Genomic DNA, 17,250 nt, shown 5'->3' on the forward strand with positions numbered 1-17,250 from the left:
AAGGGGTGCAAGTAAACAGGAAGGCGCCAAGACTAGCAACTCCCGGTGGGAGCTGCCCTGGCGCATAGGAAGGATAGTTGTTACCGGCCGGTGCGGCGGATGTAGGTGGCCGGGTCCACCGGGCGGTTGTTCTTGTACACCTCGAAGTGCACATGGGGGCCGGTGGAGCGGCCACTGGAGCCCATCAGGGCAATAACCTGGCCCTTCTTGACCACGTCACCCAGCTTGACCTTGAGTTCACTGTTGTGGCCATAGCGGGTTTTGTAACCGTTGCCGTGGTTGATCTCGACAAGCTGGCCGTAGCCATGGCGGTCTTCCGCCCAGGTCACCACACCGGAGGCCACGGCCACCACGTCGGAACCGTTCTTGCCGGCAAAATCCACGCCCTTGTGCCAGGAGCGGCGACCACTGAAGGGGTCGGTACGGTAGCCGTAGCGGGAGGACATCCAGCCACGGGAGATGGGGCGACCGGCGATGAACTGCTCGTCCTGCAGCTGGCGACGGGCCAGCAGGGATTCGAGGGTGCTCATCTGCATCTGGCGGTCTTCGATCTGGTCGGAGAGCTCGCCCAGCGCCTCCACGAATTCCGGCGGCTGGTATGGCAGCTCCGCCGCGCCGGCAATACCGGGATCTTCGGGACCACCCACGGCCGGAGTGGTGCCGAACTGGAATTCGCCCTCGTCGAGCTTGGCTACTGTGGTGAGGCGTTCACCCAGGGCATCAATACGGGTCAGGCGGGCCTGCATTTCCGCCATTTTGACGGTCAGGGCGGTGAGCTGCTCACGGGCGTGGCGGTCTGCGGCCTCGATCTGATCCTGCTGCTTGCGCAGCGCCTTGCCCCAGGCCTTGGCTGTGCGGGAATCGAAAACGTCGCTCTCCGCGACCGGCAGGTTGGCGCCAATGAGAAAGGCGCCCACGGGCAGGCCGAGCAGACACAGTCCCAGCAGGGCTTTGCTCAGGCCGCCGAAGCGGAAGGTGCGCGACATACCGCCGCGCTCATTGACCAAGATAATCTTCATAACAGGGCGTGTTCGGGTTTGGCAGTCTGTTGTTGTCTTCTCTTTTTGCTGCTCTGCAGGGCGTAACCTCTCCCCGCTACACCTAGTTCTTTCACGCCTGTCCATTGGCATGCGAGCCGACGATTCCCTTCACTGTACCACTTGTCGGCTGCTTGAAAATATCGGCCCGGGCACAATTCCCGCCCGGGCCCTCAAATAAAAAAACCGGCAATTTTCGTGCCGGTTTTTTGTCTTCCGGCTCAGACCGCCAGAATGGGTTTGACGTAGGAAATGGGGGACTCTTCTTCGTCCTCGAAAGTCACCATTTCCCAGGCGTCTTCCTGCGCCATCAAGGTGCGCAGGGACTTGTTGTTCAGTGCGTGGCCGGACTTGAATGCCTTGTACTCACCGATCAGGCTGGTGCCCAGCAGGTACAGGTCACCGATGGCGTCCAGGATCTTGTGCTTCACGAACTCATCTTCATAGCGCAGCCCGCCCTCATTAAGGATGCGGTACTGATCGATGACGATGGCGTTGTCGACGCTACCGCCCTGCACCAGGCCCTTGGAGCGCAGGTATTCGATCTCATGCATGAAACCGAAGGTGCGCGCGCGGCTCACTTCCTTCACGAAAGACGTGCTGGAGAAGTCCACGGAAGAGGTCAGGTTGCGGCCCTGGAAAACAGGGTGATCGAAATCGATAGTGAAGGACACTTTGAAGCCATTGAACGGCAGGAAGCTGGCAACCTTGTCGCCCTCTTCGATGGTCACAGGCTTCTTGATGCGCAGGAATTTCTTCGGCGCAGACTGCTCCTGAATACCAGCGGACTGGATCAGGAATACAAACGGACCGGCGCTGCCGTCCATGATCGGCACTTCCTGGGCGGACAACTCGACCACGGCATTATCGATACCCAGACCCGCCATGGCGGACAGCAGGTGCTCGACAGTGGCTACGCGAACGTCGTCCTTCACCAGAGTGGTGGACAGCAGGGTGTCGCCCACGTTCTCGGCGCGAGCCTCGATTTCAACCGCCGGATCCAGATCGGTGCGACGGAAAATGATGCCAGTGTCCACAGGCGCCGGTTTGAGGGTCAGGACGACCTTCTTACCAGTGTGGAGACCCACGCCTGTGGCGCGGATAGCATTTTTCAGTGTGCGCTGTTTGATCATGTATTCGTGTTTTCCCAGTCGGTAAGCGGCGCGAGCCGCAGCAAGCCGGCGATCTTAGCAGAATTCATACGCCAAGACCACCAATAAGATGACAGTCATCCTGACTACCCTGTCACAACGTTCTGCCTATCACCCAGACATTGCTGACAAAGATCGCTGTCCTCTCTTTTCAGCTTAGCCCAGCGCGAAGACTGCTACGCCATGGCCCTATTCTAATGCGCTTCCCTGAACACACGCTGTAAATAAAAGTAAACCCGGGCGAACCCGGGCCTATAACTCCGACCGTGAGGTCATTCGTGACTTGGTCAATCAAGACCTGGTCATGCGAGCCCCGGTCGATCGTGACCCGGTCGATCGTGACTCGGTCAATCGAGACCCGGTCAGGCTCCGAACCGCTCGCCGCCGAGGCGGGTGCCCGGCCCGAGGGCCGGGCGGACATGAGCGGTGTGTTTGCCTCGCCTGCGCAGCGGTTCGGCCCTGAGCGGATAACACTCGTTACCGAGTCTCGCCTGACCGGATCAGTCTGCCTGGCGGCGCAGGAATGCCGGGATATCCAGGTATTCCATGTCATCGCCTGCACCGAGGCCCTGAGCCGCCGCAGTTCGAGTCCGCTGGCGTTCGACCTCAACCTCAGGGCGCTGACGAGCAACCGGGTTCTGTGCATTCTGACCACCGCGAGACTCGGTAGGTTCCGGGCGTCGGGTAGTGTTATCCACCACCTTGGTTGGGCGGGCAGCCTGCTGGACGCCCTCACCCAGACCGGCGGCGACAACGGTAACCCGCATCTCATCGCCCAGCTTGTCGTCTACCGCAGTACCGATGACGACGGTTGCCTCGTCGGAAGCAATCTCCTGCACGATTTCAGCTACTTCGGAATACTCACCCAGAGTGAGCTCCGAGCAGCCGGCTTCCTCGCTGCCGGTAATAATGTTCACCAGGATACCGCGAGCGCCCTGCAGGTTGACGTTGTCCAGCAACGGGCTGCGAACGGCTTTTTCAGCCGCCTCGCGGGCGCGGTTCTCGCCAACGGCGGCACCGGAACCCATCATCGCCATGCCCATCTCTGACATGACCGTGCGCACATCGGCGAAGTCCACGTTCATGATGCCGGGGCGGATCATCAGGTCCGCAATGCCCTGCACCGCCCCCAGCAGCACGTTGTCCGCCTCTTTATAGGCGGCCTTCATGGTGACCTTGGCCCCGAGCACTTCCATCAGGCGGTCGTTGGGGATGGTGATGAGTGAGTCGACCTTATCGCGCAGTTCCAGGATGCCCTCTTCCGCGACGGTGCTGCGTTTCTTGCCCTCGAGCTTGAACGGGCGAGTCACTACTGCAACGGTGAGGATGCCGAGATCCTTGGCGATCTCCGCCACGATCGGCGCACCACCGGTACCGGTGCCTCCGCCCATACCGGCGGTGATGAAGACCATATCAGCCCCCTGCAGCACCTCCGCGATGCGCTCCCGATCCTCCATCGCGGACTGGCGGCCCACGTCAGGATTGGCGCCAGCGCCGAGGCCCCGGGTGATGTTGTTACCAAGCTGCAGGATCGTGCGTGCTTCGATGTCCTTGAGCGCCTGGGCATCAGTGTTGGCACAGATAAAATCCACACCCTCCACTTCGCTGGCGATCATATGCTTCACGGCATTACCACCACCGCCGCCGACACCGATCACTTTGATTACAGGCTTGTCCTGTACGCTATCGACTAGTTCGAACATTGCTGTTCCCCTTTTTTGCTCATGTCAAAATTGTTATTCGTTCCTGAATTTTCAGAAGGGCCTGTCGAACCACAACCCAATCTGAAGTGACGGCCGTCTACCGCCTTTTTCTTTTCTTACAGATTCCCCCGGAACCAGTGCTTCACTTTGTCCCACCACTGGTTTTCTTCTCGCATCGGGCGCTGGCGATTTTCCGAAGTATCCTCCCGTTGCATGGCATACATCAGCAGGCCGACACCGGTCGAGTAAATCGGATTGCTGACGATGTCGGTCAGTCCGGCAATGCCCTGCGGTACTGCAAGCCGCACCGGCATATGGAAAATTTCTTCCGCGAGCTCCACAGCGCCCTCCATTTTTGAGGAGCCGCCGGTGAGCACCACGCCCGCCGCACACAGATCCTCGAATCCACTGCGGCGCAATTCTGCCTGCACCAGGGTGAAGAGCTCGTCGTAACGGGGCTCGACCACTTCCGCCAGTGCCTGTCGGGACAGGTCCCGCGGTGCACGGTCGCCGACACTCGGGACCTTGATGGTTTCACCCTCGCGGGCCAGCTTGGCCAGGGCGCAGGCATATTTGATTTTCAGTTCCTCGGCGTGCGGCGTCGGTGTGCGCAGTGCCATGGCGATATCATTGGTGACCTGGTCACCGGCGATGGGGATTACCCCGGTATGGCGAATGGAGCCGCCGGTAAATACCGCGATATCCGTCGTGCCACCACCGATATCCACCATGCAGACACCCAGCTCCTTCTCATCGTCAGTCAGCACCGCGTAGCTGGACGCCAGCTGCTCGAGAATGATGTCTTCCACTTCCAGGCCGCAGCGACGAATACACTTTTCAATGTTCTGTGCCGCATTCACCGCGCCGCTCACGAGGTGAACTTTTGCCTCCAGGCGCACACCGGACATACCGAGTGGCTCTTTGACACCCTCCTGATTATCGATCAGGTATTCCTGCGGCAAAGTGTGCAGGATCTTCTGGTCCGCCGGAATCGCCACTGCGCGGGCCGCATCGATCACGCGATCCAGGTCCTGCTGGGTCACTTCGCGATCCTTGATCGCCACGATGCCATGCGAGTTGAGGCTGCGGATATGACTGCCTGCAATGCCAGCGTAAACGGAATGGATTTCGCAACCGGCCATGAGCTCCGCTTCTTCCACTGCCCGCTGAATGGACTGCACCGTGGACTCGATATTGACCACCACGCCCTTTTTCATACCGGTGGAGCGGTGGGAACCGATACCGACGATATTCAGCTCTCCATCACCAGTGACCTCTCCGACGATGGCCACCACCTTGGAAGTGCCGATATCCAGCCCCACGATCATGCGGTTATCGGATGCTTGCGTCATTCTTCTACCAACCTCGCTGAACCTCTCCGTCCGTTATTGGTAATAATCGGTCAGGGACGGGTTCTCGCTTTTTTTACTGTTTGATTATGCCGGCTTTTGGCCGCGTTTATTGCTCTACTGTTGCTTATTGCGTCTTTTCTAAATCCCGCCACTGCACTGCCAGGGCGTTGCTATAGCGCGTGTCCACCCGCGCTACCTTTTCCAGGTGCGGTGCCAGTACCCCGCGGCTGAGTGTCAGGAAGCGATTTACCCGCTCCAGTAACTCGTCATGGCCGAGATACAACTCCACACCAGAAACCAGTTCCAGATGCCACCCTGCAAGGTCGTCAAACGTCAGGCGCCTGACCTCCATATCCCGAGTTGTCAGCAGTCCGGCCAGCGCCTGGTACTGCAATAGAATTCGTTCCACCATTTCTTCGTCGCCAGCCAGCTCTGGCAGCTGACCGGTTTCAAGCCCCTCGGGCCGCGGCAGCAATGCACCACTGGCGACTAGTAGCTTGTCATCCCCCCACACTGCCAGCGGGCTCGCTTCACTGACCGCCACCTCCACGCCCCGGGGCCAGCGACGGCTGACTGAAGCCTCGGTGATCCAGGGGTGCCGAAGCAATGCTTCCTGCATCCCACGGATATCAACGGTTAGAAAACCGCGCCGTAAAAACGGCAGCAGGATTTCCTCCACTTGCCGCTGTGAGACCGCCTGGAACGGTCCCTTTACCCGGACCTGCTGCAGCGCGTCCACACGACTCAACTCGTTGACGGGCACCTGGCGCCACAACCACAAGCCTCCGTAACTGACCGCAACGACCAAAGCGGTTGCAATCAGGACCACCAGCAACCTGCGCAGGCCCATGCCTCCCTCAGCTGCCGATTCTGCCCGCGGACTGGCACCGCGCTGTTTGCGCTGACGCTGGTCGCTATTGCCGGAGGCTCGTTTCACTATCGTCCCTACGCCTCTTCGCCGGTGTCGCCCAGACGCCACTGGGCCAGTTGCTGCGCCAGTGCGCCGACATTACCGGCACCCTGGGTCAGCACGATATCACCAGGCTCTAGCAAATCCGCCAGGATCGGCGGGACCTGCTCGATGCTTTCCACAAAAATCGGATCCACCTGACCGCGGTTGCGCAGGCTTCGCGCCAGCGTGCGACCATCCGCGCCCGGTATCGGCGCTTCACCAGCACTGTACACGTCCAGCAACACCAGCTTGTCCACTTGCGACAGCACCTGCACGAAGTCTTCGAACAGATCCCGTGTGCGGGTATAGCGGTGCGGCTGGTAGATCATGACCAGGCGCCGTTCCGGCCAACCATCCCTGACCGTCTTGATGGTTGCTGCCACTTCCCGCGGATGGTGGCCGTAGTCGTCCACCAGCATGACTTTGTCTGCGCTGGTGTCATCGCTGACCGCATAATTGCCATAGATCTGGAAGCGACGTCCAACGCCCTGAAAGCCCAGCAGCCCCTTACGGATCGCTTCGTCACCAACGCCCTCTTCCGTCGCGACTGCAATCGCTGCGGTCGCATTCAACACGTTGTGGATTCCCGGGGTATTGACGCACACTTCGAGCACATCGCCCTCCGGGCGCTGCACCTTGAAGTGACTACGCAGCGGCTCCTGATTTACCTCGACGATGCGGAAGTCATTGCCCTCATCAAATCCGTAGGTGGAGACCGGCCGTGAAAACTTCGGGATCACGTCACGCACATTTTCATCGTCCCCGCACACCACGGCCAGGCCATAAAACGGCAGGTTGTGTACAAAATCGACAAAGATCTGTTTGACCTTCTCAAAATCGCCGCCGTAGGTCTCCATGTGGTCTGCGTCGATGTTGGTAATCACCGTTACCATCGGCTGCAGGTGAATAAACGATGCATCACTCTCGTCGGCCTCGGCGATCAGGTAGCGGCTCTCGCCAAGGGCGGCATTCGCACCGGCAGCGTTCACCAGGCCACCGATCACAAAGGTGGGATCCTTGCCATCCGCGGCAAAGATTGATGCGATCAAGCTGGTCGTGGTGGTCTTGCCATGGGTACCGGCAACAGCGATACCGTAGCGGTAGCGCATCAGCTCGCCCAGCATCTCTGCACGGCGCACCACCGGAATGCGATTCTCCCGTGCTGCCACCAGCTCCGGATTGTCCTCGTGCACGGCGGACGAGTTCACCACCACGTCCACATCGCGCACATTGTCAGCACTGTGGCCAATCTGCACTTTCACACCAAGATCACGCAGCCGGCGAGTGACCGAGGACTCTTTCAGGTCAGAACCGGAAACCTCATAGCCCTGATTCTGCAATACCTCGGCAATACCACTCATGCCGGCACCGCCGACACCGATAAAGTGAATACGGCGGATGCGGCGCATGGCGGGCACGCTGTAGCTGCTCTTTTCCACTGCTGCTCCTTTAGTCATCTCGTTCTATACCTCCGCCGAAACTCTCATTTGTTGCCGATCATTGCTGCACAGGCCTCGAGCACACGTTCAGTGGCATCCGTGCGAGCAACGCTGCGGGCGGCTTTCGCCATGACCAGCAACCTTTCCGGTTGCGCAAAGAGGTCACTTAACAGGCCGGCCATCTGCTCGGCTCCCATGACATCCTGCTGCACCACAATTGCGCCACCCGCCTCCTGCAACCACTCGCCGTTCTTCGTCTGATGGTCGTCGATGGCAAACGGGAAAGGCACCATGATTGCACCCACCCCGGCAGCGGCGATCTCTGATACCGTCAAGGCTCCCGCTCGGCAGATAATCAGATCTGTCTGCCCATAAGCACAGGCCATGTCAGCGATAAAAGGCACCACTTCCGCCTCTATGCCAGCCTGGCGATAGCTCTCGCGCGCCACGTCGAGATGGCGCTGGCCAGCCTGATGCGTGACCCGGGGGCGAATCGACTCTTCTACCAGTGATAGCGCCTGAGGTACCACCTCGTTGATAGCGACCGCGCCCAGGCTGCCGCCCAGCACCAACAGCCGCAGTGGGCGTTCCGTTGCAATTCGCTCTTCCGGAGCGGACAACTGGGCAATTTCCTCACGCACCGGGTTGCCGACTAGCTCCCCACTGCCAAGACCACTGGGGAACGCCTCCAACACGCGATTGGCAATCCTGGCCAGCAATCGGTTGGTGGTGCCGGCCACGGCATTCTGCTCGTGAATCAGTAGCGGAACGCCGCGCAGCCTGGCCGCCACGCCACCCGGTCCGGTGGCATAACCGCCAAAGCCGAGCACCGCGTCCGGTTTAACTTCCTTGATCACTGCCAATGCCTGACGAACAGCACCCATAATTTTCAGCGGTGCTTTCAACAGTGCCAGCTTGCCCTTGCCACGCACTCCCTCGACGGTAATAAAGTGCAGCGGAATTCCTGCATCCGGGATCAACTGGGCCTCGATACCGCGCTGGGTGCCGAGCCATTCGACTTCCGCGCCCCGCTCCTGCAACGCTCTGGCCACAGCCAGCGCAGGAAAGACATGGCCGCCTGTACCACCTGCCATCAGCAAAAATTTCTTGCCTGAAAAATCGACTGCGGCCGTTGTCTTCATGGTCTTCTCAGCCATCACGCCGCCTCCCCCTGCGCCCTGTCACCCAGTTGCAGCGGATTGAAAATCGGCAATTTACGTACACTGCCTTCGGCTTTCTTCTCGGCGCCTGACTCCTGCAGCTCGGCCTGAATGCGCAGCGCCAGTGCAAACAGCGCACAACAGATCACCAGGCTGCTACCGCCTGAACTGACGAACGGCAACGTCAAACCCTTGGTTGGCAGCAGCCCGGAGGCCACACCCATATTCACAAAAGCCTGGCCGGCGAGAAGTACCGCAATTCCGAAAGCCAGCAGGGCAGCAAAAAACTGTTGCTTGGCCAGCGCCTGGCCCACCAGTCGTAACAGCGACCAGGTCAGCAGCGCAAACAGTCCGATCACTAACAGTCCGCCAACGATGCCCCACTCTTCAGAGAGGATGGCGAAAATAAAATCCGTGTGCGCCTCAGGAAGGTAAAACAGCTTCTGCACACTATTACCGAGACCGACACCAAGCCATTCACCGCGACCAAAGGCAATCAGCGACTGGGTCAGCTGGTAACCACTGGCAAACTGGTCCCGCCACGGGTCCAGGAAAGTGGTCAGGCGCTGCAACCGGTAGGGGCTCATCATTGCCATCATCGCCAGTGCACAGGCCGCCAACCCCACCAGCGTGAACGTATGCGGCAAGCGCGCGCCAGCCAGAAATACCATCGCGAGCACGGTACCGGAAATCACTACTACCGAGCCGAAGTCCGGCTGCAGCAGTAACAACAGTGCCACAAGACCGAGAATGACCACCGGCACCATGAAGCTGCTCCAGTGGCGCAATTGCTGATTGCGGCGGGTCAGGAAACTGGCAAAAAACACCAGCAGGCAGAATTTCGCCACCTCCGCCGGCTGCACCGTAATCGGGCCGAACGACAGCCAGCGCCGGCTGCCATTTACCTCGCGCCCAATACCGGGCACCAGCACGATCAACAGCAGCATGCAGGCAAACAAAAGCAGTGGCCAGGACAGGCGTGACCAGGCAGAGAGCGGCACCTGGCTTACCACCGTGGCAATCACAAGACCCAACCCCAGAAACATCAGGTGGCGCTTCAGGAAAAACCAGGGGTCACCGTAAGTATCACTGGCAAACGCGATGGATGCCGATGCGACCATCACGACACCAATGCTGGCCAGAGCGAGGACGCTGAACGGCAAAACCCACTCCGCCTTGAAGCCACCACTGCTGTCGGTTGCGAGCTGCTGTAACTTCTCTTTTGTGCGACTCACTGCGCACCTCCTGCCGGCACACTGGCGCCAAGCGCAGTGACGGCACGACGGAAGTCTTCCCCGCGAGCCTCAAAATTCCGGTACATATCGAAACTGGCACAGGCCGGAGACAGCAGCACGTAATCTCCCGACTCGGCCATCGCCATCGCCGCAGCCACTGCCTGATCCATGCTATCGGCGCTTTCTGCTGTGCAGGCACCGGCAAGCGCGGCGGCAATTTTCGGGCCATCGACACCGATGGTCACCAACCCACGCAAGGCGGTCGCCGCTTCCGCAAGCGGGGAGAAATCGGCACCTTTGCCTTCACCGCCGGCGATCAAGACTATTTTTTTCTCGCTGGAACCGAGCCCCTCCAGTGCCGCGCGTGTAGCGCCGACATTGGTGCCCTTGGAATCGTTCACAAAGACCACACCATCGATATCGCCGATGCGTTCACAGCGGTGGATGAGCCCGGGGAATTCCCGCAAAACGGCCAACATCGCCTCCATCGGCAGGCCCACCGCATGGCCGAGGGCCAGTGCCGCCAGCGCATTGGCCGCATTATGGCGGCCAACCATGGCCATATCTTCGAGCGGCATCAGTTTGGTTACGCCCTGGGCCAACCACTCCACGCCTTCGACCAGCCGCAGACCAAACTGCCCGAGATCCGGAGTGTCCAGGCCAAAGCTCCACTCCTTTACCCCCTCCGCCAAAGGGGCACGAGTCAGGGGGTCATCGCGATTGACCACTACTTGCTGCGCATGGCGGTAGATCCGCTGTTTGGCGGCATGGTAGGCCGCCATACTCGGATAGCGGTCCATGTGATCTTCACTGAGATTCAAAATGGTGGCCGCTGTCACCGCCAGCGTGTGGGTGGTTTCCAGCTGAAAACTGGACAACTCCAGTACGTAAAGTTCTGGCAGCCCCTGCTCCAGCAGATCCAGTACAGGCACACCGATATTGCCGCCCACGCCGACGCGGATGCCGGCACGCTGTGCCATCTGTCCCAGCAGCGTGGTGACGGTGCTCTTGCCATTCGAACCGGTAATCGCAGCAATCTTGGGCGGCTGTTCCAGGCCATTAATCTCCCGCGCGAACAGTTCGATATCTCCAACGACCGGAATGCCCTCTGCCAGGGCGCGCTGCAGGGCCGGTTCGGCCAGGGCGACACCCGGACTGGTAATAATTTCACTGGCAGAGAGCAGCGAATCCTCGTCCAGCGGACCGAGCTGTACCGGTACATCTGGAAACTGCTTGCGGAATTCCTCCAGCCCCGGCGGCTGCGCACGACTGTCGAGCACCACGGGAACACAACCGGCACGCAGCAGGTAACGCACCACCGATACACCGGTAGCGCCCAACCCAATTACCACTTTCTGCTGTGAAGTTGCGATCAATGTCATCCGTTAATATCCAGTACGCTTTGCGCCTTTTATGCTCTTCCTGGTGCTGTTCCGTCGATTCGCTTATAAATTTTTGTCGTTCTAGTCTATTCAGTTCTTTAGCGCAGTTTCAGTGTGGCGAGCCCCGCCAGCACCAGTACTACGGTGATGATCCAGAAGCGCACGATCACGCGCGGCTCGGGCCACCCTTTCAATTCAAAATGGTGATGTAACGGTGCCATGCGGAAAATACGCTTGCCTGTCAGCTTGAATGAGGCCACTTGCAGGATCACCGATACCGTTTCCATCACGAACACACCACCCATGATGAAAAGCACAATTTCATGCCGGGTAATTACGGCGATAATTCCAAGCGCAGCGCCGAGGGCCAGTGCACCGACATCCCCCATGAAGACCTGCGCCGGGTAGGTGTTGAACCAGAGAAAGCCGAGGCCTGCGCCACCGAGTGCAGCACAAAAGACTGCCAACTCACCGGCACCGGGAATCGATGGAATATGCAGGTATTCAGCAAATTCCACGTGACCAACCAGGTAGGCAATAATCCCCAGCGCTCCGCCGACCATCACTGTGGGCATAATGGCCAGACCGTCGAGACCATCGGTCAGGTTCACCGCATTGCTCGAGCCCACTACCACGAAGTATGTCAGCACGATGAAGAAAGCCGGCCCCAGGTCGATGGCGATATCTTTGAAGAAGGGCACAAAGAACTGGGTCTCGGCCGGAGTAGTGGCGCTCATAAAGAGATAGATCGCCGCACCGAGACCGGCGATTGACTGCCAGAAGTACTTCCAGCGGGCGATTAAGCCGCGCGGATTCTTTTCCACTACCTTCTTGTAATCATCCACAAAGCCGACAGCACCGAAAACGAAGGTCACCAGCAGGGTGACCCAGACATAGCGGTTGCTGAGGTCGGACCACAACAGTGCGGCAGAGAAAATGGCAGCAAGAATCAGGGTACCGCCCATAGTTGGCGTACCGGACTTGCTCAGGTGCGTCTGAGGACCATCGTCGCGCACTGCCTGACCCACCTGCAGCTGGTTCAGCCAGGTGATCATGCGTGGACCAACCAGCAGGGAAATACCCAGCGCAGTGAGTGCACCCAGGATGGCGCGCACGGTCAGGTAATTGAATACCGCGAAGGCACTCACATGTTGTTGCAGTAGTTCTGCCAGCCAGAGCAGCATCAGTTTTCCTCTTGCGCGTCCGCGCTTTCTGTCAGTGCCTGCACTACACGCTCCATACGCGCGCTGCGGGAACCCTTCACCAGCACTGTGGTGTCTTTATCCAATTCGCGCTTGAGCACTTCAACCAGCGCCCGGTATTCGCGAAAGTTATGCCGCGGTTTGCCGGTTCCCTCGGCAAAAGCCACGCTGGCCGCCATACCCAGCGGCCCCAGGGTAAAGAGCGCATCCAGGCCCCGGTCGCGGGCCAGCTCACCCATTTCGCGGTGCATCCGCTCCGCATCGGCACCCAGTTCGGCCATATCGCCGAGGACCAGTATTTTTTTGCCACGTCGCTGCGCCAGCAGTTCAATCGCCGCAGCCACGGAGCCGGGGTTGGCGTTGTAGCTGTCGTCGATCACCGTCTCTCCGCCGAGCCCGCTGTGCACTTGCAGGCGGCCGCCGACGGAGCCGGCGTGGGCAAGGCCTGTGGCAATTTCCGCAGCCGGGATCCCCGCGGCAAAAGCACAGCCGGCAGCAACGAGCGCGTTGTGTACGTTGTGTTCACCCAACAACTGCAACTGCACCGGATGGGCCACTTCATCGATCACCAGGTCAAATCGCGGAGAACCGCGCTCATCCATGGCGATGTTGTCTGCGTGAATAGCGCAGTCATGGCCGAGGCCAACCGCCAGCGTCTTCACATCCTCCGGCATCTGCTCCAGCCAGTAGCGGGCATAATCGTCGTCCGCGTTGATGACTGCAGTGCTGCCGGGAGCCAGGGATGTGTATATCTGCCCCTTGGCGGCAGCGATACCGTCCACGGAACCGAAGCCCTCCACATGCGCCGGCATCACGTTGTTGACCGCAGTGATCTGCGGTTTGCCAATACCGCACAGGTAGCCGATATCGTCGGGACCATTGGCACCCATCTCCAGAATCAGCACGTCGTGTTCCGGCGTGAGCCCAAACAGGGTCATCGGCAAGCCGAACTGGTTGTTCAGGTTGCCCCGGGTCACACAGACGTTGTGGCGTTGCGAGAATATCGCCGCCAGCATTTCCTTGACCGTGGTCTTGCCACAGGAACCGGTAATGGCGACCACCGGTCCCTGGAATTGTTCACGGCACAGCAGGCCAATCTGCCCCAGTGCGACCGTCGTGTCCTCGACGACCCACTGCGGCAGCGATACCCCGGCAATCTCCCGTTCGACCACCAGGCCCAGTACCTTGCCTTCGAGCTCGGAGGCAAAATCATGGGCATCAAAATTCTCACCGACGAGCGCAACGAACAGGCCCTGCTCATCCAGTTTGCGGGTATCGGTACCGACTCGCTCAAAGGAGACCGAACCGTTGACCAGCTCGCCGCCGAAGCGCTTCTGCAGTTGTTCCAGGGTCAGCGGGGCGATCATCAGCGCATCCCCTCGTCATCTGCAGAGGCGTGTCGCTTGGCCAGGGCGGCAGCCGCCTGCTCGCGATCACAGAAATGGAAGCGCTCGCTGCCGATGATCTGGTAATCCTCATGTCCTTTACCGGCGATCAGCACGATATCGCCCGGCTGGGCGCCGGTGACAGCGAGTTCAATCGCCTTGGCACGATCCACCTCCACTTCGATATTGCTCGCGGCGCCCTCGAGAATGTCATCAATAATTTTCTGCGGGTCTTCACTGCGCGGGTTGTCGCTGGTGACGATGGCACGGTCCGCCATCTCCGATGCGATGCGACCCATCGGCGCTCGCTTGCCAGTGTCCCGATCACCACCACAGCCGAAGACGCACCACAGACGGCCGCGGCAGTAGGGGCGTGCTGCAGCCAACGCCGCCCGCAGGGCATCCGGTGTGTGGGCGTAATCCACCAGCACACTGACTTCGTCCTCCATTCCCTCCACCCGAACGCGCTCCATGCGACCAGGAACAGCGCGGATTTTCGGAAATGTCTCGAGAATGTCTTCCAGCGGCATCCCGGAAGCGGCAACCGCAGCCACTACCGCCAGCGCGTTGTGAATGTTGAAGTCACCAATCAACGGCGCTTCCAGACGGCCGGAACCCCAGGGCGTGGTCAGCTGGACGGAGAAGCCGGTCTCATGACGGTGCAGGTCAGTGGCATGTAAATCCCCGGCCTGCAGGCCATAGGTGATCACTTTCAAGTTGCGCAGTCGACAGCGGTCGGCCAGCTGGGCACCAAACGGGTCGTCCAGGTTAATGATGCCGCGCTTCAGTTTCGGCAGGCCGAACAGCTTTTCCTTGGCTGCGCCATAGGCCGCCATGCTGCCGTGGTAATCCAGGTGATCCCGCGACAGGTTGGTAAAAATGGCGGTATCGAAGATCAGACCATGAACGCGCCCCTGGGCCAGCGCATGGGAAGAGACCTCCATTGCCGCGGCCTTGACACCCTGATCGCGGAATGCGGCGTAATCTGCCTGCAGCCGCACCGGGTCCGGCGTCGTAAGACCGGTGTCCTCCAGTGTGATCTGGCCATCTTTCCAGATACCGTTGCCGATCGTACCCATGACGCCGGCACTGCCGAAGTGATACGCCAGCAGCTGTGCAGTCAGGTAGGCGCAGGTGGACTTGCCGTTGGTGCCGGTCACCCCCACCAGATAGATATCTTCGGTGGGATTGCCCCAGAAACGTGCGGCTATCTCGCCCACGCGCTTGGCCAGCCCCGGCACGGATACCACCATCACACCCTCGCGGGTGACAGTATCCAGCTGGTCACCATCGGCCAGTACCGCAGCCGCACCGGACGCGATCGCATCGCCAATATATTCCCGTCCGTCCACGACACTGCCGCGCAGAGCCACAAACAAATCACCCGCACGCACCTGGCGGCTGTCGAGCGCGACACCGGAAACCTCAACGTCGGGGATGCCGGCGTAACCCGGTACCAGTTGCTGCAGGGAAACTTTGCGCTGATTCACGATTTCTTACCTCTCTCGCCCAGCTGCACGGCCAGCTGCTCGTCCGCCGGGGGAACCTCTTCCGGCGGCACCTGCAACAGTCGCATGGCACCTTCCATGACCGCACCGAATACCGGAGCCGCCACTTCGCCGCCGTAGTATTTGGCATGGCTGGGATCATCAATCACCACTACCGCCGCGAGACGCGGATTATCCGCGGGGATGAAACCGGCGAATACCGAGCGGTAGCGGTTGTCCACGTAGCCCTCGCTGCCCACTTTATGGACAGTGCCAGTCTTGCCGGCCACGCGGTAGCCATCCACCGCCGCCCGGCGGCCAGTACCCTCATCACCGATGACCGTTTCCAGCATGGCGGTAACCTGCTGCGCCAGGGCATCCTCGACCACGCGCTCTCCCTCGTCGGGAGACCTTTTGCCATCCGTCAAAACCAGCGAAACCGGGCGCTTGAGCCCGGCATTGGCGATAACGCTGTAGGCCTGTGCCAGCTGCACGGCATTTACTGTTAAACCGTAGCCGAATGCGAAGTTGGCCAGCTCGATTGGATGCCACCGACTTCGACTGGGCAGGATGCCCGCGGCCTCTCCCGGGAAGCCGCTGCCGACCGCCTCACCGAGACCCAGGCGGTAAAAGAGTTCCCGCAGGGTATTTGGTTCCAGATCCATGGCGATTTTTGTGATGCCGACCTGGCTTGATTTGGTAATCACCCGGGTCAGGTCGATGCGGCCGTAGTTGACCGGGTCTACCAGTGTCTTGCCCGGCAGGCGTATATATCCGGGACTGGTATTGATCTGGGTATGAGGCTGGTAGCGGCCGCTCTCCAGCGCCGCCAGCGCAGTCAGCGGCTTCACCGTTGAACCGGGTTCAAACTGGTCGATCAGCGCGCGGTTACGCATGGCTGCCGCCGTAACACCCTTGCGATTGTTCGGGTTGAATGACGGCTGATTGGCCATGGCCAATACATCGCCAGTGCGGGTATCCAGAACCACCATGAAACCGGAAGCGGCGCCGTTTTCATTGACCGCACGCTTCAGCTCGCGATAGGCCAGATACTGCAGTCGCATGTCGATGGAAAGACGCAGGTCACGACCGGGACGGGCCTCGCGCTTGGTAGCGAGATCCTGCACCGTGCGGCCCTTCAGGTCTTTCAGTACCTGCTGCTGACCGGGCTGACCGGACAGCCAGTTGTCATAAGCGAGCTCCAGCCCCTCCTGGCCCCGGTCATCGATATTGGTGAAGCCCAACAGCTGCGCCACCACTTCACCGGCAGGGTAGAAGCGGCGGTACTCTTTCTTGCTGTAGACCCCGGGAATATCCAGCGACAGAGCGCGCCCAGCCTGCTCCGGCGACAGGTGGCGGCGCAGGTACATGAATTCCTTGCTGGCGTATTTCTGCAGGCGCTTGGCCAGTGTCGCGGGCTTCACCTCGAGGGCGGCAGCGAGCTGACGCAGCTCCTCTGCACTGGCTTCTTTCAGGTGCTGCGGGTTCGCCCACAGCGTCTGCACCGGCGTACTTACCGCCAGCAGCTCACCATTGCGATCCAGTATGGCGCCGCGGTAGGCGGCGATCTCTTCCGTGCGAATCGTGCGGGCCCGCCCCTGATCCTGCAGGAACCGGTAGCCCCGCTCCTCCGCAGGCAGTACCTGCAGGCGCGCCAGGTGGAATACCAGAGTCACGGCCAGCAGGCACAGAAGTACCGCCACCAGCGCAAAGCGCCAGCGGGCGATACCCGGCTGTAACTGCTGTTTTTTGACCGCGCCCATGA

The 17,250-nt window shown here is 60.2% G+C and carries 13 protein-coding genes; all 13 read right to left on the reverse strand.

The genetic code is table 11. The features are described 5' to 3' along the window. Nucleotides 1-80: 80 nt before the first annotated feature. On the reverse strand, nt 81-1,019 hold the full coding sequence (locus tag AUP74_RS16705) for a M23 family metallopeptidase (protein WP_069948555.1): 939 nt from the start codon (nt 1,017-1,019) through the stop codon (nt 81-83). Between the two features lie 239 nt (nt 1,020-1,258). Then, nucleotides 1,259-2,170: a UDP-3-O-acyl-N-acetylglucosamine deacetylase gene (gene lpxC, locus AUP74_RS16710; protein ID WP_069948556.1), complete on the reverse strand. Its 912-nt coding sequence runs from the start codon at nt 2,168-2,170 to the stop codon at nt 1,259-1,261. Nucleotides 2,171-2,688: 518 nt separating this feature from the next. Continuing rightward, complete coding sequence (gene ftsZ / locus AUP74_RS16715) at nt 2,689-3,891, reverse strand: cell division protein FtsZ (RefSeq protein WP_069948557.1); 1,203 nt, start codon at nt 3,889-3,891, stop codon at nt 2,689-2,691. A 116-nt stretch (nt 3,892-4,007) separates the two neighbouring features. Further along, nucleotides 4,008-5,243 (reverse strand): cell division protein FtsA, encoded by a 1,236-nt coding sequence (ftsA, locus tag AUP74_RS16720; RefSeq protein WP_069948558.1) that lies wholly within the window; start codon nt 5,241-5,243, stop codon nt 4,008-4,010. A 124-nt stretch (nt 5,244-5,367) separates the two neighbouring features. Continuing rightward, entirely contained in the window at nt 5,368-6,180 is an 813-nt protein-coding gene (locus tag AUP74_RS16725) for a cell division protein FtsQ/DivIB (protein ID WP_226999834.1), read from the reverse strand. Nucleotides 6,181-6,188: 8 nt separating this feature from the next. Next, nucleotides 6,189-7,652: a UDP-N-acetylmuramate--L-alanine ligase gene (gene murC, locus AUP74_RS16730; protein ID WP_069948559.1), complete on the reverse strand. Its 1,464-nt coding sequence runs from the start codon at nt 7,650-7,652 to the stop codon at nt 6,189-6,191. Between the two features lie 26 nt (nt 7,653-7,678). Further along, a complete protein-coding gene (gene murG, locus AUP74_RS16735; RefSeq protein ID WP_226999835.1) occupies nt 7,679-8,791 on the reverse strand; it encodes an undecaprenyldiphospho-muramoylpentapeptide beta-N-acetylglucosaminyltransferase in 1,113 nt (370 codons plus the stop codon). After that, complete coding sequence (ftsW, locus tag AUP74_RS16740) at nt 8,791-10,029, reverse strand: putative lipid II flippase FtsW (protein WP_083261069.1); 1,239 nt, start codon at nt 10,027-10,029, stop codon at nt 8,791-8,793. Before ftsW ends, murG begins: the two co-directional genes overlap by 1 nt. Then, nucleotides 10,026-11,411: a UDP-N-acetylmuramoyl-L-alanine--D-glutamate ligase gene (gene murD, locus AUP74_RS16745; RefSeq protein ID WP_069948560.1), complete on the reverse strand. Its 1,386-nt coding sequence runs from the start codon at nt 11,409-11,411 to the stop codon at nt 10,026-10,028. Before murD ends, ftsW begins: the two co-directional genes overlap by 4 nt. Before the next feature lie 98 nt (nt 11,412-11,509). After that, on the reverse strand, nt 11,510-12,595 hold the full coding sequence (mraY, locus tag AUP74_RS16750) for a phospho-N-acetylmuramoyl-pentapeptide-transferase (RefSeq protein WP_069948561.1): 1,086 nt from the start codon (nt 12,593-12,595) through the stop codon (nt 11,510-11,512). Beyond that, a complete protein-coding gene (locus AUP74_RS16755; RefSeq protein WP_069948562.1) occupies nt 12,595-13,980 on the reverse strand; it encodes a UDP-N-acetylmuramoyl-tripeptide--D-alanyl-D-alanine ligase in 1,386 nt (461 codons plus the stop codon). The genes mraY and AUP74_RS16755 overlap by 1 nt, the downstream gene beginning before the upstream one ends. Continuing rightward, entirely contained in the window at nt 13,980-15,488 is a 1,509-nt protein-coding gene (locus tag AUP74_RS16760) for a UDP-N-acetylmuramoyl-L-alanyl-D-glutamate--2,6-diaminopimelate ligase (protein WP_069948563.1), read from the reverse strand. Before AUP74_RS16760 ends, AUP74_RS16755 begins: the two co-directional genes overlap by 1 nt. Then, nucleotides 15,485-17,248 (reverse strand): peptidoglycan D,D-transpeptidase FtsI family protein, encoded by a 1,764-nt coding sequence (locus AUP74_RS16765; protein ID WP_069948564.1) that lies wholly within the window; start codon nt 17,246-17,248, stop codon nt 15,485-15,487. Before AUP74_RS16765 ends, AUP74_RS16760 begins: the two co-directional genes overlap by 4 nt. Nucleotides 17,249-17,250 lie beyond the last annotated feature (2 nt).

Source organism: Microbulbifer aggregans (genome assembly GCF_001750105.1).
GTDB lineage: Bacteria > Pseudomonadota > Gammaproteobacteria > Pseudomonadales > Cellvibrionaceae > Microbulbifer > Microbulbifer aggregans.

Bases quoted from the DNA above. Each gene is read 5' to 3' on its own strand.
- AUP74_RS16705 (WP_069948555.1), bottom strand. From the start codon at position 1,019: ATGAAGATTATCTTGGTCAATGAGCGCGGCGGTATGTCGCGCACCTTC.
- lpxC (WP_069948556.1), bottom strand. From the start codon at position 2,170: ATGATCAAACAGCGCACACTGAAAAATGCTATCCGCGCCACAGGCGTG.
- ftsZ (WP_069948557.1), bottom strand. From the start codon at position 3,891: ATGTTCGAACTAGTCGATAGCGTACAGGACAAGCCTGTAATCAAAGTG.
- ftsA (WP_069948558.1), bottom strand. From the start codon at position 5,243: ATGACGCAAGCATCCGATAACCGCATGATCGTGGGGCTGGATATCGGC.
- murC (WP_069948559.1), bottom strand. From the start codon at position 7,652: ATGACTAAAGGAGCAGCAGTGGAAAAGAGCAGCTACAGCGTGCCCGCC.
- murG (WP_226999835.1), bottom strand. From the start codon at position 8,791: ATGGCTGAGAAGACCATGAAGACAACGGCCGCAGTCGATTTTTCAGGC.
- murD (WP_069948560.1), bottom strand. From the start codon at position 11,411: ATGACATTGATCGCAACTTCACAGCAGAAAGTGGTAATTGGGTTGGGC.
- mraY (WP_069948561.1), bottom strand. From the start codon at position 12,595: ATGCTGCTCTGGCTGGCAGAACTACTGCAACAACATGTGAGTGCCTTC.
- AUP74_RS16755 (WP_069948562.1), bottom strand. From the start codon at position 13,980: ATGATCGCCCCGCTGACCCTGGAACAACTGCAGAAGCGCTTCGGCGGC.
- AUP74_RS16765 (WP_069948564.1), bottom strand. From the start codon at position 17,248: ATGGGCGCGGTCAAAAAACAGCAGTTACAGCCGGGTATCGCCCGCTGG.